We start from the raw sequence: 23,608 nt of genomic DNA, 5'->3' as shown, positions 1-23,608 counted from the left end.
TGCTGCCGCCCCTAGGGCCGGCGGTCCGGCCCGTGCCCGCCCTCGATCCGCGCCCCGCGCACCACCACCATGGTCAGGCCCACCGCGACCAGCAGCTCGGCCCAGAAGAAGGCCGCGTAGTCCAGCAGCGAGCCGATCGGCGGGCTGCCGGGCGCGGCGTTGCGCATGCCGACCAGGGCGAACAGCGTCGCGGCCATCCAGCCCAGGGCCGGCCAGAGCATCCCGCGCCGCTGCCGGACGATCAGCCAGGCCGCGACCAGCACCGACAGCGCCAGCGCCCACATCGCGGCGATCATGAACCAGGCCAGGATGAAGGTGCTGCGCGAGCGGCTGATCCGTTCCGTCACCCCGACGGCGAAGTCCTCGCTCTCCTGCTCGCCCTGCCGGAAGGCGAAGAACGGGTCGCCCTCCTCGATCCCGATCACCACGGGCACCGGTCTGCCCCCGACGGTCGCCTGGAAGCCGATGGCCGTGTGGTAGCGGTCGAAGGGGTAGTCGGTGATCCGTCCGCCGACCAGGCTGAAGGAGACCAGGCCGGAGGGGATCTGCTGGCCCGCCGGGTACCGGAGCGTGGTCTGCTCCAGCGAGGTGGTCTCCAGCACCACGTCCTGGACCGGGACCAGCGGCCGGTCCGGCACCTGCAGCGCCCCGTGCGGCTCGACCAGGATCTTGGTGGTGAGCGTCTGCGCGGCCGCGTCCACCCGCTGGAGCAGCACGTAGACCTCCAGGACGTCCGGGCCGGTCTCGGAGCTCTCCGGGCCCACCACCTGGACGTGGCCCCGGCTGGAGCGCTCGTCGAAGTAGAGCAGTAGCCCGGCGGCGACCAGCAGGGCGATCACCGCGAGCACCGCGTAGGCGCGCCAGGGCCGCACCCTCGGCCGGGCCGGCGGGGCGACCGCGGCCCGCGCCCGGCCGGGGATCCGGACCCGCGGCCGGGCCGCCGGGCGCGGGGACCGGACGGCCCGCCGGTGCGGCGAGGCGGTCATCGGCCTGCTCCCACGGTCGGCGGGGGCGCCGGGTCGGCGCCTGTCCCGCCACCCTCCGGCCCGGGCCGCGGGCCCCGCAACCGCAGGGGGCCGATCGAGTCCCGGCGGTGGGCGGCGGCACCGGCGGGCGAGGGACCGGTCGGTGCCGCTGTGTAGGCTCGCGGGCATGGCGAGGGTGACGCGGGACGATGTGGCACGGGTGGCGGGGACGTCCACGGCGGTCGTGAGTTATGTGATCAACGACGGACCGCGGCCGGTGGCGCCGGCGACCCGGGCGCGGGTGCTCGCGGCCGTGGAGGAGCTCGGGTACCGCCCCAACCGGGTCGCCCAGGCGATGGCCCGGCGGCGGACCAACCTGCTCGGGATGGTCGTGCCGGACGCCCGCCAGCCGTTCTTCGCCGGCCTCGCCCACGCGGTCGAGCAGGCCGCCACCGAGCACGGCCGACTGCTGCTGATCGGCAACTCCGACTACGTGGACGAGCGCGAGGCCCACTACATCCGCGCCTTCCTCGGGATGCAGGTGGACGGCCTGATCCTGGTCACCCAGGACCCGGCCACCCCCGGCCTCACCGGCTTCGACGTGGGCGAAGGCACGCCCGTCGTCCTGCTGCACCACCGGGCCGAGAGCTCCGGCGGCGTCGCCGTGGTGGCGGACGACGAGGGCGGCGCCCGCGAGGTGGTCCGCCACCTGCTCGGGCACGGGCACGCCGAGGTGCACTGCTTCGGCGGGACGCTCTCGCTCAGCCCGCACGACCCGGTGACCGGGCGGACGGCCGGCTGGGCCGCCGCGCTGGCCGAGGTCGGCCTGACCCCCGCGGGGAGGCTGACGGCGGCGCCGTTCGACCGCGTCCGGGCGCACGCCGAGGCGCTCACCCTGCTGTCCCGGCCCGACCGGCCGTCCGCCGTGTTCTGCGCGACGGACGACCAGGCGATCGGCCTGCTGCGGGCCGCCGACGACCTGGGCATCCGGGTGCCCGAGCAGCTCGCGGTGGCCGGCTTCGACGACATCGCCGAGGCGGTGATCGCCGGGCCCGCGCTGACCACCGTCACCACCGGGCAGGACGAGATGGCCCGCGCGGCCGTGGACCTCGTGCTCGGCGGGGCCGAGGAGCGCTCCACCGGGGCGCGGACGTTCCCGGCCAGGCTGGTGCTGCGGCGCTCCTGCGGCTGCCCGGCCGCGGACGGCGCGTCCCGGGGCTGACGCCGGTCCGACACCGGTCCGACGCGGGCCCGACACCGGCCTGCAGGGCGTCAGCCGAGCCGGTCCCCGGGTGCGTGGACGACAAGTCGTCCGCACGCTCGGGGAGTTCGCGCCGGGGGCCGCTCCGGGTCAGCCGTCGACCAGCTCGTCCGCGATCAGGTCCATCAGCAGGTTGTCGTGCCAGGTGCCGTCCGGACCCCGCTCGTACTGGCGCATGGTGCCGACCGCACGGAAGCCGACCTTGCTGTAGCAGCGGATCGCGGCGGCGTTGTCCGCGGCCGGGTCGATGATCAGCCGGTGGTAGTGGTGCTCGTGCACCAGGTGGCGGGCCATCGTGCGGACGGCGTCGGTGCCCAGGCCCAGGCCGTGCACCGACGGGTCCAGGTAGAGGTCGATGCCGGCGTGCCGGTACTCGTCGTCGTTGTTGGCGTACCACTGGATGGCGCCGACCACCCGGCCGCCCACGTCGACCGCGAAGGTCTCGGTGTCCGGCTCCGCCAGGTCGGTGGCGACCGCGTCGGCCAGGTCGTCACCGCCCCGCCAGCGCGCGAAGACCTCGGGCGTGGCGCGGATGGCCACCAGGGCCGGGATGTCCTCGGTCGTGGCCGGGCGGAGCGTGACGAGGGTGCCGCGCAGGATCGTCCCCATATGGGGCATGTTGACACGGAAAACCGCGTCCGGCGAGTGGTTTGTCCACCGCGTTCCCCGCCCCGATCCGCCCCGCCCGGGCGAGCGGGTCAGGCCTCCGGGCCGTACGCGCCGAGCCCCCGGCAGACCAGGCCGTCACGGAAGGTCAGCACCTCGGCGACGGCCTGGCCGCGCTCGTTGCGGTAGTTGATGACCACGGTGTCCACCGAGGCGCGGACGTCCTCGACGGTGAAGTGCAGGTCCGGCAGGCGCTCCAGGCCCTGCCGCCAGTAGACCCGCAGCGCCTCCTTGCCGCGCACCTCGTCCAGCGGCTCGCCGGTGAGCACCCGGATCCGGGGCGAGGCGAAGACCACGTCCTCGGTGAAGTGCGCGAGGATGCGCTCCAGGTCGCGGGAGTTCCAGTCGGCGGCCCAGGTCCGGGCGAAGCCTTCGGCGAAGGCGAGATCGACGGTCATGGCCCCATCGTCCCCGACGGACCGTCAGGCGTACACCCGGCCGGAGGGTCCCGGCGGATCCCCGGCCCGGGCCGACCGGCGGATGCGAGCCGGGGGCGGTGATCGCCATGGCAGCTGCGACGGGGCGTCGATCACGTCGCGAAATGCCCTCTGACCTGCGACTTTCCACACACTAGGGTGGAAGGCGGCACGGCCGGAACACCCTCGTTCCGCCCGCGGAACACGATCGGAAGGCCCCCGCATGAGCCTCAGCATCCGCAACCAGCTGCCCGGCACCGTCAGCTCCGTCACCACCGGCGAGGTGATGGCCACCGTCAAGGTCCGGCTCGACTCGGGCCAGGAACTCACCGCCGCCGTCACGGTGGACGCCGTGAAGGACCTCGGGCTGAGCGCGGGCAGCTCCGTCCAGGCCCTGGTGAAGTCCACCGAGGTCGCCCTGGCCACCGGCCCCGTCGCCGGGCTCAGCATCCGCAACCAGATCCCCGGCACGGTCACCGAGGTCGCCACCGGCGGCGCGATGGCCGGGGTCAAGGTCGACGTCGCGGGCGGCGCGCTGATCGCCGCGATCACCGCGGACGCGGCGGCCGACCTGGGCCTGGCGGCCGGTTCGCCGGTCGTCGCCCTGATCAAGTCGACCGAGGTCTCGCTCGCGACGGCCTGACGCGCCCGACGCGCCGCGCTGCGGCCCGCGCCGCCCGGCCCGCAGCGCGGCTCCCCCGGCGGCACCCGGCGGCACCCGGCGGCACCCGCGTGGGCGGACGCCCGCCGGTCGGCCGCTCAGGACGCCGGCGCGCCCAGCGGGCCGAGCCAGACCGCGGTGACGCCGCTGACGTAGCGGGCCCCGCAGTGGTCGTCGGGCACGACCAGCTGCGGGCCGGCCGCGTCCAGCGGCACGCCGTCCATGCTGGTCGCCAGCAGGATCCGCTGGCCGCCGAAGTCCGGGTCGATCTCGGCCCAGGACACCACGGCCCGGTGACCGTCAGCACCGCTGACGGACAGCAGGAAGCGCAGCCGCTGCTTGCGGCCGGAGAAGTCGATCCGCGGCCCGGCCGCGCACAGCACGTCCCAGAGCGCCGGGCCCTCGTACCCGTGGCGCTGCTCGCCCTCGCTCAGGCAGTCGAAGCCGACCTCGACGCGGTGGGCCGGGAGGGCGCGCAGCTGCTCCACCGTCAGCTCCGCGGGCCGGTCGAGGTGGCCGTGCAGCCGGACGGTGGGCGCCGCCGTCAGCGCGGTGGGTCTGGCCGGGGTCATGGTGCTCCCTCCTCCCGGGCCGCACCGTCGCGACCCGGGAGGGGGTTACCCGAGGGGGAGCCCGGGCATTCGCAGAAGCCACGCTGAAAGCTTTCCTTCAGTGGCATCCGCCATGGCGGACGGCGCTTTCAGCTCGCATCCGCGGACACGCGGCGCCGGCGCGGACGAGGCGGCCGACGTGCGGGGCGCGCCGGAGGAGACAGGCTGCGACGCGCCCCGCGCCGATTGAAGCAACCCCGCAATCGGGCGGACGACTGGTTCCCAGCACCAGCCGAAGGGCCCCGCGCTGGATGATCCGACAAGACGATTCACCGCCATCCCACTTGCATTTACGATGCCAGTGCGCACCTGAACCTTGCACTTGCGAGACACGGTCCCGCGCTGAGCACAAGGCGAGAGCGAGCGAGAGATGAGCGAGAGATGATCGTCGGCGACCTGCTGAACCTCGACGACCTGGACATCCGGCTGGCCTGGGGCACGCCGGACCTGCTCGACCGCCCGGTGACCGGGGTCAGCTCCACCGACCTCCAGGACCCGGCCCGCTACCTCCAGCCCGGCGAACTCGTGCTCACCGGACTGGTCTGGTGGCAGCCCGCCGACGCCTCCGGCGCGCTGCGCTTCGCCACCGCCCTGCGCAGCGCGGGCGTGGCGGCGCTGCTGGCCGGCGAGGGCACCCACGGCAGCATCCCGGACAGCCTCGCCGAGGCCTGCCGCACCCACGGCATCCCGCTGCTCGCGGTGCCCGCCGGGGTCAGCTTCCGCGCCGTCACCGACCGCGTCTACCTGCGGCTCTGGGGCGACCTGCGGGCCGGCGCCCAGGACACCGCCGCCATCCCGGAGACCGTCCGGCGCGAACTGCTCGACCTGCTGCGCGCCGACGCCGGGGCCGGCGGGGTGCTGGCGCACGCCGTCGGACGGCTCGGGGTCCCGGACTGCTCGATCACCACCACCGGCGGCCGGGCCGTCGCCACCACCGCCACGCCCGTCCCGTCCGCCGGCCGCGGCGACACCGGGCTGCCGGTCGGCCCGCAGGACGGCTCGCCGTTCGACGGCTGGCGGCTGCGCCCGCACCTGGCCACCGCGGCGGCCGAACCCGTGCTGCAGGGCCTGGCCGAGCTGCTCTCGCCGCTCGCCGCCCGGGCCCGCGCCGACGCCGACGCCCGGCGCCGGGCCGCCGGGCGGCTGCTGGACGCGCTCGCCGGGGAGGGCGGGCTCGCCGAACCGCTCGCCGGGTGCGGGCTGGGCGAGACCGAGGCGCTGGTCGCCGTCACCGCGCGGATCGACGGCGGCCGGGCCGACGACCCCGGCGCGGGCACGCCCGCCGCCTGGGCCGCGTACGCGCTGGCCGAGGCGCTGCACCCGCTCGGCGTGCCGTACGCCGCCGGGACCGACCGCGCCGGGCGGTCCGCCGCGCTGGTGGCCGCGCCCGTCGAACGGGTCGCCGAGCGGCTGCGCCGGGCCCGGCCCGCGCTCCAGGCCCGGCTGGCCGGCCGGCGCACCCTGCGGGTCGGCGTCGGACCGGCCGCCGCGCCCGCCCCCGCCGCCCTGCGGGCGGCGCTGGTGCAGGCCCGGTACGTGCTGGAGGGCTCGGCCGGCCCGGTCGGCAGCGCCGCCGACCTGGACTCGCTGGACGGGCTGCTGCGCGGCATCCCGCCGGAGGTGACGGCAGCCTTCCACGCCCGGCTGCTGGCCCCGCTGACCACGCACGACCAGGAGAACAGCGTCTCGCTGCTGGGCACCCTGGCCGTCTTCCTGGACCACGACGGATCCTGGGCCCGGACGGCGGAGTCGCTGCACATCCACGTCAACACCGTGCACTACCGGATCCGCCGGATCGAGGAGCTGACCGGCCGCAACCTGGCCCGCCTGCGGGACCGGCTGGACCTGCGGGCCGCCCTGCTCTGCGCACCGCAGCCGGCGGCGGCCCGGTGACCCCCGGCCGCCGCCGGTGACCCTCCGGCCCCCGGCGGCGGCGGACGGCGGGCCTGCGGGCGGCGGATCCGCCGTCCGCGGAAAATTCCTCCGGGCCGGTGTCGATCCACGGTCGGCCCGTTCGACGCAGGGGTGAGAGGCGGGGAGAGGCCCCGCCCGTCCGACCGAGGAGTCACCATGCCGCGCTTCATGACGCTGATCCGCATCGACGAGCAGGCCGCCGCCGGGTTCGAGTCCGACCCGGACTTCGAGAAGCGGATGGGGGCGCTGTTCGAGGAGATCACCAAGGCCGGGGTGATGCTGGAGACCGCCGGGCTGACCCCGACCTCCCAGGGCACCCGGCTCAGCTGGAACGGCGGGAGGATCGGTTGCACCGACGGCCCGTTCACCGAGACCAAGGAGGTCGTCGGCGGCTACGCCATCCTGCAGTGCAAGGACAAGGCGGAGGCCCTGGAGTGGACCCGCCGGTTCCTGACCGTCCACCCGGACGGCTGGACGGTCGAGGCGGAGGTCCGGCAGATCGACGAGGCGGCGCAGCCGCCCCAGGCGTAGCCGCGGGTCCGTTTGCCTCCCTCTCCGCCGACTGTTCTGATGGGTGGCCGTGACGGAGAGGGACGCGGCGGTCGCCGTCGAGACGGTCTTCAGGATCGAGTCCGGGCGGATCATCGCCGCGGTGACCCGGATCGTGCGGGACGTCGGCATCGCCGAGGAGTTGGCGCAGGACGCCGTGGTGGCCGCGCTGGAGCAGTGGCCGCGGTCGGGCGTGCCGGACAACCCGGGCGCCTGGCTGACGGCCACCGCCAAGCACCGGGCGATCGACCTGGTGCGCCGCCGGGAGGTCTACGCCCGCAAACTCGCCGAGGTGGGGCGGTCCCTGGAGGACGTCCCGGCGCCGGAGCCGGTCGAGCCGGACGACATCGACGACGACCTGCTGCGGCTGATCTTCACCGCCTGCCACCCGGTGCTGGCCGCCGAGGCCCGGATCGCGCTCACCCTGCGGCTGCTCGGCGGGCTGACCACCCCGGAGATCGCCCGGGCCTTCCTGGTGTCCGAAGCGACGGTGGCGCAGCGGATCGTCCGGGCCAAGCGGGCGCTGGCCGGGGCCCGGGTGCCGTTCGAGGTGCCGTACGGGGCGGACCGCGCGGAGCGGCTCTCCTCCGTCCTGGAGGTGGTCTACCTGGTCTTCAACGAGGGCTACTCGGCCACCGCGGGGGACGACCTGCTGCGCCCGCAGCTGTGCGAGGACGCGCTGCGGCTGGCCCGGGTGCTGGCCGGACTGATGCCGGGCGAGCCGGAGGTGCACGGGCTGGCCGCCCTGCTGGAGTTCCAGGCCTCCCGGACGGCGGCCCGGACCGGCCCGGACGGACGGCCCGTGCTGCTGGCCGAACAGAACCGGGCCCGCTGGGACGGCCTGCTGATCCGGCGGGGCTTCGACGCACTGGGGCGGGCCGGCACCGGCCCGTACTCGGTGCAGGCCGCGATCGCGGCCTGCCACGCCAAGGCCCGGCGCTACCAGGACACCGACTGGGCGACCATCGCCGCGCTGTACGAGCGGCTGCTGGTGCTGACGCCGTCCCCGGTGGTGGCGCTGAACCGGGCGGTGGCGGTGTCGATGGCCCGCGGGCCGGCGGCCGGGCTGGAGCTGGTGGACGCGCTCGCGGCTGAGCCGGCGCTGCGCGGCTACCACCTGCTGCCCAGCGTGCGCGGTGACCTGCTGGACCGGCTCGGGCGGGCGGCGGAGGCGCGGGCGGAGTTCGAGCGGGCGGCGGAGCTGACCCGCAACGAGCGGGAGCGGGAGCTGCTGCGGGAGCGGGCGGCCGCGACCGGGGACGGGCCGGCCTGAGCCCGCCCGGGGCCGGTCCGGCGGACACGGGGCCGCCGGGCCGGCCAGTTCGTCGGGCGCGCCGTCAGGGAGCGTCGTCGAGGCGCAGCCGGGCGCTGACCTCGCCGAGGCCCTCGGCGAGCACCGCGAGCTGCTCGCGGGTGAGCACGTCGATCAGCAGTTCGCGGACCAGGGCGACGTGCCCGGGCGCGGCCTGCCGCAGCGCCTCCCGCCCCTGGTCGGTGAGTTCGGCGAAGACGCCGCGCACGTCGCTGGGGCAGGAGCGGCGACCGACCAGGCCCATCCGCTCCAGCTGGGTGACCTGGTAGGTGAGGCCGCTCTTGGAGGTGACCAGCTTGTCGGCGAGTTCGGTCATCCGCAGCGACCCGGCCGGGGCGGCGGACAGGTGCACCAGGATCTCGTACTGCTGGTGCGAGAGGCCGGAGTCCTCCTTGAGCTGGCGCTCCAGCCGGCGGTTGAGCAGGTTGCTCGCGACGACGAAGCCCCGCCAGGCGGCCATCTCGTCCTGGTCCAGCCAGCGGGGCTCGTTCAGTGTGGACATGGGGTGAAGCCTACTCCTGTTGTTCAAATTCGAACGAAGGTGTACCGTCGACTCCGAGACGTTCAAATTTGAACTAACCTCGCCGGCCCCACCCGGCACCCCGCCCCCACGCACCCCGGTCCGACCCCGGAGGAGGACGCCATGAGCACCGCGGCTCCCGAGCGCATGCCCGCCCTGTACCTCTCGCACGGCGCGCCGCCGCTCGCCGACGACCCGGTCTGGCCCGGTGAACTGGCCGCCTGGTCCGCCGGCCTGCCCCGGCCCACCGCGGTCCTGATGGTCTCCGCCCACTGGGAGGAGGCCCCGCTCGCCGTCGGCGCCGTCACCACCGTGCCGCTGGTGTACGACTTCTGGGGCTTCCCCGAGCACTACTACCGGGTCCGGTACGGGGCACCCGGCGCTCCGGAGCTCGCCGAGCGCGTCCGCAAACTGCTGCGCGCCCCCGGCACCCCCGTCCAGGACATCCCCGACCGCGGGCTCGACCACGGCGCCTACGTCCCGCTGGTGGAGATGTTCCCGGCGGCCGACGTCCCGGTCCTGCAGATCTCCATGCCCACCCTCGACCCGCAGCGCCTGCTGGAGATCGGCCGCCGGCTCGCCCCGCTGCGCGACGAGGGCGTGCTGGTCATCGGCAGCGGCTTCTTCACCCACAACCTCCGCGCGCTCAGCAGCGAGGGCCGGATCAGCTCGGTGATGGCCGAGTTCGACGACTGGGGCCGGCGCGCCCTGGACGCGCAGGACCTCGACGCCCTGCTCGACTTCGAACGCAAGGCCCCCGCCGGGCGGCTCGCCCACCCGCGCACCGAGCACTTCGCCCCGCTGTTCGTCACGCTCGGCGCCGGCGAGGCCGACCTCGGCAGCCAGCGCAGCGTCATCGACGGGTTCTGGATGGGGCTGGCGAAGCGGTCGATCCAGCTGGGCTGAGGCCTCACGGGGCGCAGCAGGTGAAGCGCTCCCCGATGTGCTCCGGCTGCTCGACCTCGTCGACCAAGGCGACCGCGTAGTCCGGCACCGAGATCCGGCTCCGCCCCCCGGCGTCGGTGAGCAGCTGCTCCAGGCCGGTCCGGTACCGGCCGGTCCGCTCGCCGGGGACCAGCTCGGCGGCCGGGCTGAGCACCGTCCAGCGCACGTCGGCGACCGTCCGGTAGTAGTCCAGGGCGGCGCCGTGCGCGTGCATGATCTGCAGGACCGGCTCCGGCAGGCCCGGTGCGTCCCAGACCCGCACGCCCGGTGCGGTCTCCAGACTGCCCGCCCCGCCCACCGCGACCAGCCGGGGCGCCGCGCCGCCGAGCGAGCGCAGGCCCTCCACCAGCGACCGGGCGGCCGGCTCGACGAGCGCCAGGTGGCCCGGGCCGTCGCCGCCGCCGACGGCGCTGACCAGGACGTCCCGGCCGGCCGCCACCCGGGCCACCTGCGCCGGGTCCAGGACGTCCGCCCGCTCCACGGCGGCGGCGATGCCCCGGTAGCGGGCCGGGTCGCGGACCACGGCGGTGACCTCGTGCCCGCGCGCCGCCGCCTCCGTGACGACCGCGCCGCCGATGGAGCCGCCGGCGCCGATCACGGCGATCCTGGCCATGGGGGTACCTGCCGTTCCTCCGGGGCGGGGCGTCACCGCAGGGCTGACGCCGGATAGGTCCGATTATCAGACGGAGTCCCCGTGCGGGCCCGGGGCGGCGGCCTGTCGTGTGACGGCCCGCCCCGCGGGAGGGGCCGTCACGGAGCCGCGGACGGACCGGCGGCGGGCCGTCAGGCGCCGTCGGTGGCGGCCCGCTCGGCCCGGCTGCGCTCGACGCAGAACTCGTTGCCCTCAGGGTCCCCCAGGGTGACCCAGCCCTTCCCGTCCGGGGTGCGGCGGTCGGCCAGCACGGTGGCGCCCAGGGCGACCACGCGCGCCACCTCCTCGTCCCGGCCGCGGTCCTGCGGCTGCAGGTCGAGGTGGAGGCGGTTCTTCACCGACCTGCCCTCGGGCACCCGGATGAACAGCAGCGAGGCGCCCGCGGACTCCACCACCGCCTCCGGGTCCCCCGGGTGGTCGTCCTCGCCCAGGGTGCCGTCCAGCACCAGCGCCCAGAACCGGGCGAGCTCGTACGGGTCGGCGCAGTCGATCGTCACATGTCGTACCAGAGAAGCCATCCGGTTACTCTGACCGGCCGTCTCCCGATCCGTCCAGCCGATTCCGGGAGTGCCGGTGGCCGTCCAGCGGGAACTCCGGCGGCAGGGCCGTCAGCACCTCCCGGAGGGCGTAGCCGCTCTTGACCGCCACCCGGCAGGAGGCCCGGTTGTCCACCTGGTGCAGCAGGTCGATCCGGTCCAGGCCCTCGGCGGCGAAGGCCCGGAACGCCCAGGCCGTCACCGCCTCCACGGCCCGCGGGGCCACCCCCCGGCCGCGGGCCGCGGCCGCCGTCCAGTAGCCCACCTCGGCCACCGGCCCGCCCGGGGCGCCGCGCTTGAGCGCGACGTTGGCGACGAGCACCCCCTCCTCCAGGACCGCGAAGCTGTACCGGGTGCCCTCCGCCCGGCCCCGCCCCTGCAGGCCCAGCCAGTGCGCGGCCTGCTCGGCGTCGTCCACCGGGACCCGGGTGAAGCGGCGCAGCGTCGCGTCCCGGTAGGCCTCGACCAGGGCCGGCGCGTCCCCCTCCACGAAGGGGCGCAGCAGCAGGCCCCGGGCCCGCGGACCGGCGGCGACCGTCACTGCAGCCCCTCCCAGCCCCAGCGCGGGGTCGGGCCCGGGTCCCCCAGGTCGGTTCCGGCCGGGGAGGCCGAGACGTCCTCGGCGATCCTGGTGCCCCAGTCGAAGTACTCCAGCACCCGGCGCCGCAGCAGCTCGTCCTCGGGCAGCTCCGCCCGCACGGCGTCGGCCATCAGCTCCATCCAGCGCAGCCGCTGCTCCTCGGTGATGGCCAGGCCCAGGTGCGAGCGGAGCAGCGACTGGTGGCCGCCGAGGTCGGCGGTGAAGCGGGCCGGGCCGCCGAAGACCTCGGCCAGCCAGACCGCGACGTGCTCGACGTGCGTGGTGGTGAAGCCGGCGAAGACCGGCGCGAGCAGGGGGTCGGCGAGGACCCCCTCGTAGAAGGTGCGGCTGAGGCGGCGCAGCGCCTCCAGGCCGCCGACGGCCTCGTAGAGGTTCGTCGAGCGTTCGTCGCCCATGGCAGTTCTCCCCGTGGTTCGCGTGCGGGACTCCGCGTGCTGCGCCCTTCCTAACAGGTGGACGGCCGCTCCGGCGCACCGGTCGGCGCCTGTTCGCGCCGGGCTCAGCAAGTGGAACGCCGGCCTCCCCGCCGGTGGGGAGGCCGGCGGGAAAGCGCCCGCCCGCTCGACCCCGCCCGCTTGACCCTGCCACTGGCGGCAGGCTCGCAGACTCGGGGCATGGACGACGAGCAGACGGAACGGCAGCGGGTCGTGGTGGTCACCGGGGCGGGGACGGGCATCGGGCGGGAGACCGCCCGGGCGTTCGCCGCGCAGGGCCCGGGGGTGCGGGTGGTGGCGGTCGGGCGGCGGCCCGAACCGCTGGAAGGGACGGCGGCCGCGCATCCGGAGCGGATCCTGCCGCTGGTCGCGGACGTCACCGGGCCGGGTGCCCCGGAGGCGATCGTGCGGGAGGCCACGGAGCGGTACGGCCGGCTGGACGTACTGGTCAACAACGCGGCGGTCGTCGGCGGCGGGGAGCTCGGCGGCCTCACCCGGGAGCGCGTCGGGGCCCTGCTCGCCACCAACCTGGTCGCCCCCGTGCTGCTCGGCCAGGCCGCGCTGCCCGCGCTCACCCGGAGCCGGGGCGTGATCGTCAACATCAGCACCGCCGTCGGTCAGCGCGGCTGGCCGCGGGACTCGGTGTACGCAGCGGGCAAGGCCGCACTGGAGTCGGTCACCCGCAGCTGGGCCGTCCAGCTGGCGCCGCGCGGTGTCCGGGTGGTGGCGGTGGCGCCGGGCGCGGTGGACACGCCGATCGGCGAGCACACCGGGCTGGGCCCCGAACAGCTGGCGGCGCTGCGCGCCTGGCAGGTCGCGCACACCCCGCTGGGCCGGATCGCACAGCCCGCCGAGATCGCCTGGGCGGTCACCCAACTCGCCTCACCGCAGGCCTCGTTCGTCACCGGGGTAGTGTTCTCGGTGGACGGGGGCGCGCTCGTGATGTGACGCGCCGTGCAGCGGGAACGGGGGCCGTGCGGGTGCGGATCGGTGAGCTGGCCGAGCGGACGGACACGACGCCGCGCATCCTGCGGCACTACGAGCAGGCCGGGCTGATCGGCTCCGAGCGGTCCGCCAACGGGTACCGGGAGTACGGGGAGCAGGCCGCCGTCCGGGTGCGCAACATCCGCGCGCTGGTCGCGGCCGGGTTCACCCTGGAGGACGTCCGCCCCTTCCTCGGCTGCCTGGACGGCGACGTGCTGGCGCAGGCTCCGTCCGCGGAGGCGCTGCGGATCGCCCGGGAGCGGCTTGCCGTCATGGAGCGCCGGATCGCCGCGCAGACCGAGGCCCGGGACCGGCTGGTCGCGGCCCTCGCGGCGGCCGGGGCGCACCCGAAAGCGTGACCCCGGCACCCGGGCGGGTGGCCCGGGCGGCGCCGGCACCGGCGGACGGGGACGCCCGCGCGGGCGACACCCCCGATCGGGGGTATGCGGCGGGCGGCCCGGGGAGGACAGTGGGCGCATGCAGATTCCACTCTCCGTGATGGACTTCCTCGACCGGGCCGAGCTGGTCTACGGCGACCGGGTCGGCATCGTCGACGAGCCGGTGCAGCCGGCCGAATCCTGGGGCGAGCTGAGCTACCGCCGGGTCGCCGAACTGGCCCGGGCGCAGGCGGCCGGGCTGGACCGGCTGGGCGTCGGGCCCGGCGAGCGGGTCGCCGTCGTGTCGCACAACTCGGCCCGGCTGATGACCGCCCTGTTCGGGGTGAGCGGCCACGGGCGGGTGCTGGTGCCGGTGAACTTCCGGCTGCGCGCCGAGGAGGTGGCGTACATCGTCGAGCAGAGCGGCGCGTCCGTCCTGCTGGTCGACCCGGAACTCGCCGACTCCCTGCACGGGGTGACGGCCAAGCACACCTTCACGCTCGGCGCGGACAGCGACGCCCTGCTGTACGACTTCGACCACGCCCCCCGGCGGTACGAGCTCTCCGAGAACGACACCGCCACGATCAACTACACCAGCGGAACCACCGCCCGCCCCAAGGGCGTCCAGCTCACCCACCGCAACATCTGGCTGAACGCGGTGCTGATGGGCCTGCACTACGGCGCGAGCGACCGGGACGTCTACCTGCACACCCTGCCGATGTTCCACGCCAACGGCTGGGGGCTGCCGTTCTCGCTCACCGGGCTCGGTGCCCGGCACATCGTGCTGCGCAAGGTGGACGGCGCGGAGATCCTGCGCCGGGTCGAGCGGCACGGGGTGACCTTCCTGTCCGGGGCGCCCGCCGTCGTCCAGATGGTGCTGGACGCGGCCGCCGACTGGGACGGCCCGGTGCCCGGCCGCGACCGGGTGCGGATGATCGTGGCCGGCGCGCCGCCGCCGACCTCCGTGGTGCAGCAGGTCGAGGAGCAGCTGGGCTGGGAGTTCATGCAGCTCTACGGCCTGACCGAGACCTCCCCCGTGGTCACCGTCAACCGCTCGCGCGCCGAGTGGGACGCCCTGCCCGCCGCCGAGCGGGCCGAGCGGCTGGTGCAGGCCGGCGCGCCGGCGATCGGCACCCGGCTGCGGGTGGACCCGTCCGGCGAGGTGCTGGTGCGCTCCAACACCGTGCTGGACGGCTACTGGCAGCAGCCCGAGGCCACCGCCGAGGCGCTCCGGGACGGATGGTTCCACACCGGTGACGGCGGAACCCTCACCGACGGCCAGCTGACCATCTCGGACCGGAAGAAGGACGTCATCATCAGCGGCGGGGAGAACGTCTCCTCGATCGAGGTCGAGGACTGCCTGTACAGCCACCCGGCGGTCGCCGAGGCCGCGGTGATCGGCGTGCCGGACGAGAAGTGGGGCGAGACCGTCAAGGCACTGGTGGTGCTCCGGGAGGGCCGGGAGGCCGTCACCGAGGCCGAGCTGATCGCGCACTGCAAGCAGCGGCTCGCCGGCTACAAGTCCCCCACCTCGGTGGAGTTCCGGGAGGCCCTCCCGCGCACGGCCACCGGCAAGCTGCAGAAGTTCCGGCTGCGCGAGCCGTACTGGTCGGGGCGCGGACGGCAGGTCAACTGACCCGGCGCGGACGGCGGGTCGACCGGGCCGGCGCGGACCGCGGGTCGGCCGACCCGGCACAGGGGGCGGGTCGGCCGACCGGCTCCGGTCAGTCGACCAGGCCGGACTCCCGGGCCGCCACGGCGAGTTCGGTCCGGTTGCGGACCCCCAGCTTGTGCATGGCGGACTTCAGGTAGCCCGTCACGGTGTTGCAGGTCAGCCCAAGCCGGGCGGCGATCTCCGGGTTGGTCCGGCCGGTCGCCGCCCAGCGCAGCACCTCGTGCTCGCGCGGGGTCAACGGCCGTACGGGGGCGGTCCGTCCGGAGCCTGCCGGCCCGGCGCCCGGCCGTGCGGACTCCGGGCGGCCCCAGGCCGCGGCGCCGGCGAGCGCCCGGGTGGCGGTCGCCGCGAGCCGGCCGACGGCCGCGATCCGGACGTCCCCGAACGGGACGACGGCGCGCAGCGAGGCGTACACCACGCCGTACACGGTGCCGCCGTGCAGCAGCGGCACGGTGAGCATCGCGTACAGGCCCTCGGCACTGACGGCGGCGTCGTGGTGGTGCGAGATCGTGGTGGCGGCACGGTAGTCGGGCACCCAGCTGGGTGCCCGCTCGGCCAGCGCCCGCCCGCCCAGGCCGGTGCCGGTCGGGACGGGACGGTCGTGCAGCAGGTCCGCCCGGGTGCCCGCCCAGTGCCGCAGCACCAGGCCGTCCTCGCCCGCGCGGTGCCCGGGCACCGCCACCGGCAGCGGCTCGGGCACGCCCACCAGGCCGACGTCCGCCCCGCACTGCGCCACCACCCGGCGGGCGAGGTCGCCCAGCACCGCGTCCCGCACCAACTCGGCGGCGCGCGCGCCGATCCCGGGGTCGTCCGCGGGCGTCGGCCTGGGGGTGTCCGCGGCCCTGGGGTCCGTCTTCACCGCGAGATTGTCACACGCGCCACGGCCGCTGGCGAGAGGTCCGACGTGCGGGTTCCGCGGAGTTCCGGGCGGGCCGGCCGGGCCCGGCGTAGGGTGCGGCCGTGGATTACCGGCGGGTAATGCGCCGGGACCGGAGGAAGGGAACCGATGACGGATCCGAACGCCCCGACACCGCCCGCGGCGGACGTCCTGACCGGGCTGCTCGACGACCTGCGGGCCGAGAGCGCGGTGCTGGACGCCCTGGTCGCCGACCTGCCCGCGGACGGCTGGGCCCGCCCGACCCCCGCCGAGGGCTGGACCGTCGCGCACCAGATCGCCCACCTGGCCTGGACCGACGACTGGACCGCCCTCGCCGCCCGCGACGCGGAGGGCTTCGGCACGGCGCTCGGCGAGCACTTCGGCGCGCTGCTGGACGCCGGCACCGATCCGGTGGAGGCCGGTGCCGCGGAGGGGGCGGCGGCCGCACCGGCGGCCCTGCTGGCCCGCTGGCGGGCCGGCCGGGAGGCGGCGCTGGCCGCGCTGGCCGCCGCCCCGGCCGACCAGCGGCTGCCCTGGTTCGGCCCGCCGATGAAGCCCGCCTCGATGGCCACCGCGCGACTGATGGAGACCTGGGCGCACGGCCAGGACGTCGCCGACGCGCTGGGGGTGGTGCGGGAGCCGACCGACCGGCTGCGGCACATCGCCCACCTGGGGCTGCGCACCCTCGGCTTCGCCTTCCAGCTGCGCGGACTGCCCGTGCCGGAGCAGCCGGTGCGCCTCGAACTGACCGCCCCCGACGGCGGGTCGTGGACCTTCGGCCCGGCCGGGGCGACGGACCTGGTGGCCGGTCCCGCACTGGACTTCTGCCTGCTGGTGACCCAGCGCCGCCACCGCGACGACCTCGCCCTCACCGCCACCGGCCCGGTCGCCACCGCCTGGCTGCCGATCGCCCAGGCCTTCGCCGGGGCGCCGGGGAAGGGACGGGACGCGGGCGCCTGACGCGTTCGGCGGGGCGGCCCGCCCACCCCCGGCGAACGCGTCGGGGGCGGGCTTCGGCGCAGGCCTCGGAGGGCGCAGGCCTCAGAGGCCGATCCGCAGCGGGGTGAGGCGGGTCGCGATCAGGTTGGTGGCGCCGCGGTCGCGCTCGACGTGGCCGTGCACCAGCAGGCCGGCCCGGTCCAGGGCGGTGCGGCGCTGGGACTCCCAGACCGGGCGGTTGCAGATCACGTTGATCAGGCCGGTCTCGTCCTCCAGGCTGAGGAAGAGCACCCCGCCGGCCGTCGGCGGCCGCTGCCGGTGGGTGACCAGGCCGCCGACCACCACCGCCGTCCCCGGCGGCACGTCCGGGAGCTGGGCGGCGGACAGGGCGCCGCCGCGCTCCAGGTGGGTGCGCAGGTGCTGGAGCGGGTGGCTGGTGGCGGAGGTGCCGGTGGCCCACAGGTCGGCGATGGTCGCCTCGACCGGGCTCAGCTCGGGCAGCTCCGGTGCCTCGGTGCCGGGCGTGGTGCCGGGGATCACCCCGTCCGATATTCCGGCGAACGCCCCTGCCGACCAGAGCGCCTGACGGCGCGTCAGACCGAAGCAGTCGAAGGCCCCCGTCGTCGCCAGCGCCTCCAGGACCGGCGCGGGCAGGGCGGTGCGACGGGCGAAGTCCTCCAGGTCGGCGTACGGCCGCCCGGCCGCGATCGCCTCGGCCTGCGGGGTGCCGATGCCGCGCACCGTCTCCAGGCCGAGCCGGATCGCCGGCTGCGGGCGGCCCGCGGTCAGCGGCGGCTTCGGGGTCGGCCCCCGGTACGGCTCCAGGGTGGGCCGCGGCCCGCTGGCGTTGACGTCCACCCCGCGCACCCGCACGCCGTGCCGCCGCGCGTCCGAGACCAGGCTGAGCGGCGAGTAGAAGCCCATCGGCTGGTTGGCCAGCAGCGCGCACGCGAAGGCCGCCGGGAAGTGGTACTTGAGCCAGGCGCTGGCGTACACCAGGTAGGCGAAGCTGATCGCGTGGCTCTCCGGGAAGCCGTAGTTGGAGAACGCCTCGATCTTGCCGTAGACGTCCTCGGCCACCTCCGGCGGGATGCCGCGCTCGGCCATCCCGGTGAGCAGCCTCTCGCGCAGTTCGGCGACCCGCTCGTGCGAGCGCTTGGCACCCATCGCCTGCCGCAGCCGGTCGGCCTCGGGAGGGGTGAACCCCGCGCAGTCGATGGCCAGTTGCATCATCTGCTCCTGGAACAGCGGCACCCCGAGGGTCTTGCCGAGCGCGTTCTCCATCAGCGGGTGCGGGCAGCCGGGCGGCTCGGCCCCGGCGCGGCGGCGCAGGTACGGGTGGACGGAGCCGCCCTGGATCGGCCCGGGCCGGATCAGCGCCACCTCGACCACCAGGTCGTAGAAGTGGTCCGGCTTGAGCCGGGGCAGCGTCGCCATCTGCGCCCGCGACTCGACCTGGAACACCCCGACGGTGTCCGCCCGGCGCAGCATCGCGTACACGCCCGGGTCGTCGTCCGGGATGCCGGCCAGGTCGTAGCGCAGGCCGTGGTGCTCGGCGACCAGGTCGCAGGCGTCGTGCAGCGCCGCGAGCATGCCGAGGCCGAGCAGGTCGATCTTCACCAGCCCGGCGCCGGCGGTGGACTCCTTGTCCCACTGCAGCACCGAACGCCCGGGCATCCGGGCCCACTCGGTCGGGCAGATCTCGCCGATCGGCTCCCTGGTGAGCACCATGCCGCCCGAGTGGATGCCCAGGTGCCGCGGCAGGCCGTGGAGTTGGGCGGCGAGCGCGAGCACGTCGGCGGGGATCACGGCGTCCGCCCCGGGCGCGGAGCGGAAGTCGGTCTGCCGGCTGAACGCGTCCACCTGGCCCTGCGGGTAGCCGAGCACCCGGGCCGCGTCGCGGATCGCCAGCCGCGGCCGGTAGGTGATCACGTTGGCGACCTGCGCGGCGTGCTCGCGGCCGTAACGGCGGTAGACGTACTGGATGACCTCCTCGCGGCGGCGGTTCTCGATGTCCAGGTCGATGTCGGGCGGCCCGTCCCGCGCGGTGGACAGGAAGCGCTCGAACAGCAGCCGGTAGTGGACCGGGTCGACGGCGGTGATCCCCAGCGCGTAGCAGACCGCCGAGTTGGCCGCCGAGCCGCGGCCCTGGCACCAGATGTCCTCCCGGCGGCAGAAGTCGACGATGTCGTGCACGATCAGGAAGTAGCCGGCCAGGTCGAGGTCCTCGATGACGTCCAGCTCCTTGGCGAGCTGGCGCCGGGCGGCCGCGTTGCCGGGCCCGAAGCGCGCCGGGCCGCCGGCGGCGACCAGGGCCCGCAGGTGGCCGATCTCGGTCTCGCCCGCCGGGACGGGGAAGCCCGGGAGCTCGGGGTCCAGCCGGGCGAAGTCGAAGGCGCAGGCGCGGCCCAGTTCGGCGGTGGCCCGCCGCACCCCCGGGAAGCGGGCCAGCCGGGCCGCCATCTCGCGGCCGGAGCGCAGGTGCGCGGTGCCGGCGGCCCGCGTCCAGCCGGCCGCGTCCTGCAGGGTGCGGCGTCCGCGCAGCGCGGCCAGGCTCTGCGCGAGCCGGCCCTGGGCGGGGCCCGCGTGGTGGGCGTTGGTGGAGGCGACGGCGGTCAGGCCGTGCTCGGCGGCGAGCGCGGCGAGGGCGTCGTTGCGCCGGTCGTCACCGGGCAGCCACTGGTCGATCAGCTCGACGTGGACGCTGTCGCGGCCGAACGCCTCCACCAGGGTGTCCAGCCGCCGCCCGGCGGTGCCGTCCCCGAGCCCGGCCGGGACCCGGCCGAGCCGGCAGCCGGTGAGCACCGCCCAGTGGCCGCCGTGCGCCCCGGCCAGCGCCGCCAGGTCGTACGCCGGGCGGCCCTTCGCCCCGCCCGCCAGCTGGGCGGCGGCGATCGCGGCGGAGAGCCGGCGGTAGCCGTCCGGGTCGCGGGCCAGCACCAGCAGGTGCTCGTCCCCGGCACCGTCGTGACGGATCGTCAGCTCGGCGCCGAACGCGGTGGCCACGCCCGTGCCGCGGGCCGCCCCGGCCAGCCGGACCGCACCGTACAGGCCGTCGTGGTCGGTGATCGCCAGGGTCTCCACCCCCAGCCGGGCCGCCTCGGCGACCAGGTCCTCCGGGTCGCTGGCGCCGTCCAGGAAGCTGAAGGCGGAGTGGACGTGCAGCTCGGCCCAGGGCTCGTCGGCGGGGGCGCCGGGGCCGTCGCCGGAACCTCCGGGGCGCCCCGGGCCGCCGGGGTGTCCCGGGCCCTCGGGGGCGGCGTCCTGCCGGGCGGGGCGGCGCAGGGGGACGACCGTGCGGTCCGGCGCCGCGCCGGCCAGGCGGCGGTGCAGCTCGCTCCAGGGGACGGTGGGGTGGCTGGTGAAGCCCATCGGGAGTCGCCTTCGTCGTTCTCGTGCTCGGATCCCCCCCAGGGCCCGGCCTCCGGTCAGTCGTAACCGGCCTCCAGGTACCACGCACCCCCCTCCACGGTGAGCAGCAGCGCCCGGCCGCCACCCACCACCACCTGGAACCGCGCCCGGCGACGGGCGAGCGCCTGGTCCCACCAGTACTCGACCGCCGGCCAGGGCCCGGTCCAGCCCTCCACCCGCTCCTCCCGCCCCTGGAACACCACCAGCACCGGCCGGGCCGACACCCCCGCCCGGCCGTCCACCGTCACCGGCAGCCCGGCCCCGTCCAGCACCCGCACCGGCGCCGGATCACGCAGCACCACCGCCGGCCACACGTCCGGCAGCCGCCCCGGCCACGGCGCGTCGGCCGGCGCCGCCGCCTCGTACGGCTCGCCCCACGGCACCTTCACCGCCTGCTCACCCGGGCCCCGGCCGCCCGACGGCTCGATCCGGCGCAGCCCGGCGTGCCCGAGCACCGCCTGCACCCGGGCCACCGCCCGCTCGACCCGGTCGTCCGCGACCGCCTGCCCCCACAGCGCCAACTGGCGCCCCTGGTCCGGGGAGAGGCCGTCCGGGGCCAGCCGGAGCAGGGTGAAGCCGCCGCCCTCCCCGGACACCGACGCCGCGAAGGTGCCCGCGCTCTGCCAGGCCTGGAGCTGCCAGCGGACCCGCTCGGCCAGCGCCGTCGCCGACAGCCGCCCCTCGTGCCGCCACAGCCGCGAGGCCGCCCGCCCGTCCGCGCAGACCACCTCGACGGCCACCCGCCGACAGGTCAGCCCGGCCCCCGCCAGCCGCTGGTGCAGGCGCTCCGCCAGCGTGCGGGCCACGAACACCAGGGGCTCGGCCAGCGGCTCGGGCGGGTCGAAGCGCTGCTCGACGGCGAGGTCCGGCTCCTGGTCGCGCGGCACCAGCGGGCGCGGCTGCAGACCGCGGGCCAGCCGGTGCGCGACCGTCCCGACCGGGCCGAACCGGTCCGCGACCGCCTCGGGCGGCAGCGCCGCGAACGCCCCGACGGTCGGCAGGCCGAGCCGCCCCAGCAGCTCCGCCAACGCCTCGTCGCCGAGCGCACCCACCGGGTAGGGCGCGAGGAACTCGGCGGTCCGCCCCTGCGGCACCAGCACCCCGGCCCGGGCGGCGAGCACGGCGGCGAACAGGCCGTCGGCCACGCCGACGTGGGCGGTCGGGGGCTCCGGGGCGGGTTCCGGGGCGGTAGGGGGCTCCGCGGCGGGTTCCGGGGCGGTAGAGGTCGGGGCGGGCTCGGGTACGGGCTCCGCGCCGGGGACGGCGTCCGGGACCGGCCGCCGCGCCAGCGCCTCCGCGACCGCCGTCCCGACCTTGGCCGCCAGCGCCTCCTCACCGCCGAAGTAGCGACCCGGCCCCTTCACCGGGATCGCGCACAGACCGGGGCGGATCACCTCCACCCGGGGCGTGAACGCCTCCACCGCCGCGACCACCGGCTCGAAGCGGCGGGTCTCCGCCTCCGGGTCACGGTCGCGCAGTTCCAGCGCCGGGCAGAGCCGCTGGGCCAGCTTGAGCCGCTGCCCCTGCCGGACCCCGGCCGCCCGGGCCCCGGCCGAACAGGCGAGGATCCGCCCGCCCTCGGTCACGGCCACCGGGTCGTCACCGGTCACCGCCACCACCGGCCAGTCCGGGCACCAGACCACCAGCACCCGCGGCGTCCGGTCGGCGTCCTCCGTCGTGCCGCGCGCGCCGCTCGTGCTGTTCGTGCCGCTCGTGCCGCTCGTGCCGCTCGTGCTGCTCATGCCGTTCACACCACCGCCGCCTGCTCGAGCGGCCGCGGCCCGGTCGCGCGCGGGCCTGCCGTGACCGGATGTGCCGTGACCGGACGGTCCGGGGCGAGGTGGTCCAGGACCGGGTGCTCCAGGGCCTGCGGTTCCCGGACCGGCCGCACCGCGCCGTGCTCGTCCGGCAGCCAGAGCCGGGCGGTCCGCCCGCGCACCGCCGAACCGCGCCCCTCGGCCACCACCTCGACCTGTCGGCCGGCGAGCTGCCCGTAGCCGTCCCCCAGCCCGAACCAGCGCCCGGACCGCACCCCCAGCCGCAGCACCGCCCCCGGCCAGGGCCCGGCCACCAGCAGCACGCACCCGCTGCGCCGCAGCACCGCCGCCAGCCGGGCGGCCAGCTTCGGCGCCACCGGGCCGTCCGGGCGCAGCATGACCAGCTCGACCGCACCGGCCAGCACCGAGACCACCTCGGCCCAGTGCGGCCCCGGGTCGTCGGCGACCAGCAGCCGCCGCAGGTCCAGCCCGTACCCCTCGGCCGCGGCCAGGCCCAGCTCCGGCAGGCCGACGGCCGCGGCCCAGCCGCCCTCCGTCTCCTTCACCCCGGCCGCCAGCGCCAGCAGCAGCCCGGTGTCCCCGCCCGCCACCGACACCGCCGCACCCCTGCGCAGCCCGCCGTCCGGCAGCACCTCGCGCAGCGCGGGCGGCACCGGGAGCAGCCCGCGGCCGGCCGGCCCGTCCCCCGGCACGGCGGTCGACGCCACCGGCCGGAGCGTCGGCCGCTCGGCAGCAGATTCGAAAACAGATTCGATTACGGGCACACCCCCAGGATCGAACATTCGTTCGCAAAGATTCAAGTCCGACCAGGCCACCCCACCCGTCACACTCCGTGACAGTCGGACGGTCGGCGACCCCAGAGGCCCTGCGGCTGCGGGCGACACGCCCCGCCGTCGGCCGCGGACGGGCGCGAAGCCGATCCGGAACAGGCCGGTCGCCACCACCGGAGGCATCCGCCGAACGGCGGACGGCAGGCGGCGCCCGGCGGGGAAGCCAGCCGCCGGAGGTCTCGCCGGGTCGGGAGCCGCCGCCCCGCCCGGAGCCGGCACTCATCGCCGGACAGCCACGGCAGGCGGGCCGGGAGGCCGCACCGGGCGAGTGAGCGCCACGCCCCCGAACAACCCACCCCCACCGGACGACGACCTCAACGGCCGACGACTGCGCGATGAGTGACCGACAGTCACCACCCCGCCAGCAGCGGCATCCGGCGACCCTCCGCCGGAGCGGGCTGCGAGGCGGGCGGGCACCGCCGCGTCGCGCCCCTCGCATCCCCCGCCCGCGTGCACCGGCCTGACGCCGCAACGGGATCACGGCCGCCGGCACCGCCGCGGGCGCGACGACGTACGGGGCCACCCGGTGGCGTCCGGGCGGGCGGGGCTCGCCCGGGGCTTCCGGCGCCTCCTGCCCGCGCCGTCGCCGGAAGGGCTCCGTCGGCGGCGGTGTCGGGCGGGGCGGCTAGGGTCTGTCGTCGAACCCCCGTCGTCCGCTCGGAGGGCGGGCGGGGTGGCCTGGGGGTGCGTGCGC

Annotated in this window: 23 protein-coding genes; 10 read left to right on the top strand and 13 right to left on the bottom strand. The window is 76.4% G+C overall.

All coding sequences use genetic code 11. The annotated features are described in order from the left end of the window. Positions 1 to 11: 11 nt before the first annotated feature. Entirely contained in the window at positions 12 to 986 is a 975-nt protein-coding gene (locus tag ACFYUY_RS28930) for a DUF4436 family protein (protein ID WP_387904955.1), read from the bottom strand. A gap of 166 nt (positions 987 to 1,152) precedes the next feature. On the opposite strand from ACFYUY_RS28930, the gene ACFYUY_RS28925 reads away from it, so the two are divergent. Then, on the top strand, positions 1,153 to 2,187 hold the full coding sequence (locus tag ACFYUY_RS28925) for a LacI family DNA-binding transcriptional regulator (protein ID WP_387904953.1): 1,035 nt from the start codon (positions 1,153 to 1,155) through the stop codon (positions 2,185 to 2,187). 129 nt (positions 2,188 to 2,316) lie between these two features. Here ACFYUY_RS28925 and ACFYUY_RS28920 read toward each other — a convergent pair whose 3' ends face one another. After that, positions 2,317 to 2,835 (bottom strand): GNAT family protein, encoded by a 519-nt coding sequence (locus ACFYUY_RS28920; RefSeq protein ID WP_360214198.1) that lies wholly within the window; start codon positions 2,833 to 2,835, stop codon positions 2,317 to 2,319. An 89-nt stretch (positions 2,836 to 2,924) separates the two neighbouring features. Next, positions 2,925 to 3,290 carry a nuclear transport factor 2 family protein gene (locus tag ACFYUY_RS28915; protein WP_387904950.1) on the bottom strand — a complete coding sequence of 122 codons (366 nt, stop codon included), beginning with the start codon at positions 3,288 to 3,290 and terminating at the stop codon, positions 2,925 to 2,927. 241 nt (positions 3,291 to 3,531) lie between these two features. On the opposite strand from ACFYUY_RS28915, the gene ACFYUY_RS28910 reads away from it, so the two are divergent. Then, the gene (locus ACFYUY_RS28910; protein ID WP_387904947.1) at positions 3,532 to 3,951 is read left to right on the top strand and encodes a molybdopterin-binding protein; all 420 of its coding nucleotides are present in this window, start codon (positions 3,532 to 3,534) and stop codon (positions 3,949 to 3,951) included. Between the two features lie 116 nt (positions 3,952 to 4,067). Here ACFYUY_RS28910 and ACFYUY_RS28905 read toward each other — a convergent pair whose 3' ends face one another. Further along, the gene (locus tag ACFYUY_RS28905) at positions 4,068 to 4,541 is read right to left on the bottom strand and encodes a molybdopterin-dependent oxidoreductase (RefSeq protein ID WP_360214192.1); all 474 of its coding nucleotides are present in this window, start codon (positions 4,539 to 4,541) and stop codon (positions 4,068 to 4,070) included. A 420-nt stretch (positions 4,542 to 4,961) separates the two neighbouring features. Between ACFYUY_RS28905 and ACFYUY_RS28900 the strand changes: the two genes are divergently transcribed. From ACFYUY_RS28900 to ACFYUY_RS28890, 3 genes are all read left to right on the top strand, one after another. Beyond that, positions 4,962 to 6,473 carry a PucR family transcriptional regulator gene (locus ACFYUY_RS28900; RefSeq protein ID WP_387904944.1) on the top strand — a complete coding sequence of 504 codons (1,512 nt, stop codon included), beginning with the start codon at positions 4,962 to 4,964 and terminating at the stop codon, positions 6,471 to 6,473. Between the two features lie 177 nt (positions 6,474 to 6,650). Continuing rightward, positions 6,651 to 7,025: a YciI family protein gene (locus tag ACFYUY_RS28895; RefSeq protein WP_360214188.1), complete on the top strand. Its 375-nt coding sequence runs from the start codon at positions 6,651 to 6,653 to the stop codon at positions 7,023 to 7,025. A 49-nt stretch (positions 7,026 to 7,074) separates the two neighbouring features. Then, a complete protein-coding gene (locus tag ACFYUY_RS28890; RefSeq protein ID WP_387904941.1) occupies positions 7,075 to 8,316 on the top strand; it encodes an RNA polymerase sigma factor in 1,242 nt (413 codons plus the stop codon). Between the two features lie 64 nt (positions 8,317 to 8,380). Here ACFYUY_RS28890 and ACFYUY_RS28885 read toward each other — a convergent pair whose 3' ends face one another. Next, positions 8,381 to 8,848: a MarR family transcriptional regulator gene (locus ACFYUY_RS28885; RefSeq protein WP_360214261.1), complete on the bottom strand. Its 468-nt coding sequence runs from the start codon at positions 8,846 to 8,848 to the stop codon at positions 8,381 to 8,383. Positions 8,849 to 8,998: 150 nt separating this feature from the next. On the opposite strand from ACFYUY_RS28885, the gene ACFYUY_RS28880 reads away from it, so the two are divergent. Beyond that, positions 8,999 to 9,781: a dioxygenase gene (locus ACFYUY_RS28880; RefSeq protein WP_387904939.1), complete on the top strand. Its 783-nt coding sequence runs from the start codon at positions 8,999 to 9,001 to the stop codon at positions 9,779 to 9,781. A gap of 4 nt (positions 9,782 to 9,785) precedes the next feature. Here the strand turns inward: ACFYUY_RS28880 and ACFYUY_RS28875 are convergent, their stop codons facing one another. The 4 genes from ACFYUY_RS28875 to ACFYUY_RS28860 form a co-directional block, all read right to left on the bottom strand. Then, on the bottom strand, positions 9,786 to 10,433 hold the full coding sequence (locus tag ACFYUY_RS28875) for an NAD(P)-dependent oxidoreductase (protein ID WP_387904936.1): 648 nt from the start codon (positions 10,431 to 10,433) through the stop codon (positions 9,786 to 9,788). A 170-nt stretch (positions 10,434 to 10,603) separates the two neighbouring features. After that, positions 10,604 to 10,990, bottom strand: coding sequence for a VOC family protein (locus ACFYUY_RS28870; protein WP_360214180.1), 387 nt, complete (start codon positions 10,988 to 10,990; stop codon positions 10,604 to 10,606). 4 nt (positions 10,991 to 10,994) lie between these two features. Beyond that, positions 10,995 to 11,549, bottom strand: coding sequence for a GNAT family N-acetyltransferase (locus tag ACFYUY_RS28865; protein ID WP_387904933.1), 555 nt, complete (start codon positions 11,547 to 11,549; stop codon positions 10,995 to 10,997). Continuing rightward, positions 11,546 to 12,004 carry a group II truncated hemoglobin gene (locus ACFYUY_RS28860; protein ID WP_387904931.1) on the bottom strand — a complete coding sequence of 153 codons (459 nt, stop codon included), beginning with the start codon at positions 12,002 to 12,004 and terminating at the stop codon, positions 11,546 to 11,548. The genes ACFYUY_RS28865 and ACFYUY_RS28860 overlap by 4 nt, the downstream gene beginning before the upstream one ends. A 219-nt stretch (positions 12,005 to 12,223) precedes the next feature. Between ACFYUY_RS28860 and ACFYUY_RS28855 the strand changes: the two genes are divergently transcribed. The 3 genes from ACFYUY_RS28855 (at position 12,224) to ACFYUY_RS28845 (ending at position 15,040) form a co-directional block, all read left to right on the top strand. Further along, on the top strand, positions 12,224 to 12,991 hold the full coding sequence (locus ACFYUY_RS28855; RefSeq protein WP_360214174.1) for an SDR family oxidoreductase: 768 nt from the start codon (positions 12,224 to 12,226) through the stop codon (positions 12,989 to 12,991). A gap of 32 nt (positions 12,992 to 13,023) precedes the next feature. Beyond that, positions 13,024 to 13,386 (top strand): MerR family transcriptional regulator, encoded by a 363-nt coding sequence (locus tag ACFYUY_RS28850; RefSeq protein WP_360214259.1) that lies wholly within the window; start codon positions 13,024 to 13,026, stop codon positions 13,384 to 13,386. 118 nt (positions 13,387 to 13,504) lie between these two features. Next, positions 13,505 to 15,040, top strand: a complete 1,536-nt coding sequence (locus ACFYUY_RS28845; protein ID WP_360214172.1) for an AMP-binding protein — start codon at positions 13,505 to 13,507, stop codon at positions 15,038 to 15,040. Between the two features lie 88 nt (positions 15,041 to 15,128). On the opposite strand, the gene ACFYUY_RS28840 is transcribed toward ACFYUY_RS28845, so the two are convergent. Continuing rightward, complete coding sequence (locus tag ACFYUY_RS28840; RefSeq protein ID WP_387904928.1) at positions 15,129 to 15,938, bottom strand: LuxR C-terminal-related transcriptional regulator; 810 nt, start codon at positions 15,936 to 15,938, stop codon at positions 15,129 to 15,131. Positions 15,939 to 16,085: 147 nt separating this feature from the next. Here ACFYUY_RS28840 and ACFYUY_RS28835 point away from each other — a divergent pair, with 147 nt between their 5' ends. After that, on the top strand, positions 16,086 to 16,916 hold the full coding sequence (locus ACFYUY_RS28835) for a TIGR03084 family metal-binding protein (RefSeq protein WP_360214168.1): 831 nt from the start codon (positions 16,086 to 16,088) through the stop codon (positions 16,914 to 16,916). Positions 16,917 to 16,997: 81 nt separating this feature from the next. Here ACFYUY_RS28835 and ACFYUY_RS28830 read toward each other — a convergent pair whose 3' ends face one another. From ACFYUY_RS28830 to ACFYUY_RS28820, 3 genes are read right to left on the bottom strand one after another with little or no spacing between them, the layout of a single operon-like run. Beyond that, entirely contained in the window at positions 16,998 to 20,267 is a 3,270-nt protein-coding gene (locus ACFYUY_RS28830; protein WP_387904925.1) for an error-prone DNA polymerase, read from the bottom strand. 56 nt (positions 20,268 to 20,323) lie between these two features. Further along, positions 20,324 to 22,048, bottom strand: coding sequence for a DNA polymerase Y family protein (locus tag ACFYUY_RS28825; protein WP_387904923.1), 1,725 nt, complete (start codon positions 22,046 to 22,048; stop codon positions 20,324 to 20,326). A 5-nt stretch (positions 22,049 to 22,053) separates the two neighbouring features. Continuing rightward, entirely contained in the window at positions 22,054 to 22,791 is a 738-nt protein-coding gene (locus tag ACFYUY_RS28820; protein ID WP_360214162.1) for a hypothetical protein, read from the bottom strand. Between the last annotated feature and the right edge of the window lie 817 nt (positions 22,792 to 23,608).

It is taken from the genome of Kitasatospora sp. NPDC004745 (assembly GCF_042873275.1).
In the GTDB taxonomy this organism is placed as follows: Bacteria; Actinomycetota; Actinomycetes; order Streptomycetales; family Streptomycetaceae; genus Kitasatospora.
This window is presented reverse-complemented; position numbering and strand designations above follow the sequence as displayed.

What these genes read in the sequence shown, in the direction of transcription:
- ACFYUY_RS28930 (WP_387904955.1), bottom strand. Translation starts at nt 986, where the DNA reads ATGACCGCCTCGCCGCACCGGCGGGCCGTCCGGTCCCCGCGCCCGGCG.
- ACFYUY_RS28925 (WP_387904953.1), top strand. Translation starts at nt 1,153, where the DNA reads ATGGCGAGGGTGACGCGGGACGATGTGGCACGGGTGGCGGGGACGTCC.
- ACFYUY_RS28920 (WP_360214198.1), bottom strand. Translation starts at nt 2,835, where the DNA reads ATGGGGACGATCCTGCGCGGCACCCTCGTCACGCTCCGCCCGGCCACG.
- ACFYUY_RS28915 (WP_387904950.1), bottom strand. Translation starts at nt 3,290, where the DNA reads ATGACCGTCGATCTCGCCTTCGCCGAAGGCTTCGCCCGGACCTGGGCC.
- ACFYUY_RS28910 (WP_387904947.1), top strand. Translation starts at nt 3,532, where the DNA reads ATGAGCCTCAGCATCCGCAACCAGCTGCCCGGCACCGTCAGCTCCGTC.
- ACFYUY_RS28905 (WP_360214192.1), bottom strand. Translation starts at nt 4,541, where the DNA reads ATGACCCCGGCCAGACCCACCGCGCTGACGGCGGCGCCCACCGTCCGG.
- ACFYUY_RS28900 (WP_387904944.1), top strand. Translation starts at nt 4,962, where the DNA reads ATGATCGTCGGCGACCTGCTGAACCTCGACGACCTGGACATCCGGCTG.
- ACFYUY_RS28895 (WP_360214188.1), top strand. Translation starts at nt 6,651, where the DNA reads ATGCCGCGCTTCATGACGCTGATCCGCATCGACGAGCAGGCCGCCGCC.
- ACFYUY_RS28880 (WP_387904939.1), top strand. Translation starts at nt 8,999, where the DNA reads ATGAGCACCGCGGCTCCCGAGCGCATGCCCGCCCTGTACCTCTCGCAC.
- ACFYUY_RS28875 (WP_387904936.1), bottom strand. Translation starts at nt 10,433, where the DNA reads ATGGCCAGGATCGCCGTGATCGGCGCCGGCGGCTCCATCGGCGGCGCG.
- ACFYUY_RS28870 (WP_360214180.1), bottom strand. Translation starts at nt 10,990, where the DNA reads ATGGCTTCTCTGGTACGACATGTGACGATCGACTGCGCCGACCCGTAC.
- ACFYUY_RS28860 (WP_387904931.1), bottom strand. Translation starts at nt 12,004, where the DNA reads ATGGGCGACGAACGCTCGACGAACCTCTACGAGGCCGTCGGCGGCCTG.
- ACFYUY_RS28855 (WP_360214174.1), top strand. Translation starts at nt 12,224, where the DNA reads ATGGACGACGAGCAGACGGAACGGCAGCGGGTCGTGGTGGTCACCGGG.
- ACFYUY_RS28845 (WP_360214172.1), top strand. Translation starts at nt 13,505, where the DNA reads ATGCAGATTCCACTCTCCGTGATGGACTTCCTCGACCGGGCCGAGCTG.
- ACFYUY_RS28835 (WP_360214168.1), top strand. Translation starts at nt 16,086, where the DNA reads ATGACGGATCCGAACGCCCCGACACCGCCCGCGGCGGACGTCCTGACC.
- ACFYUY_RS28830 (WP_387904925.1), bottom strand. Translation starts at nt 20,267, where the DNA reads ATGGGCTTCACCAGCCACCCCACCGTCCCCTGGAGCGAGCTGCACCGC.
- ACFYUY_RS28825 (WP_387904923.1), bottom strand. Translation starts at nt 22,048, where the DNA reads ATGAGCAGCACGAGCGGCACGAGCGGCACGAGCGGCACGAACAGCACG.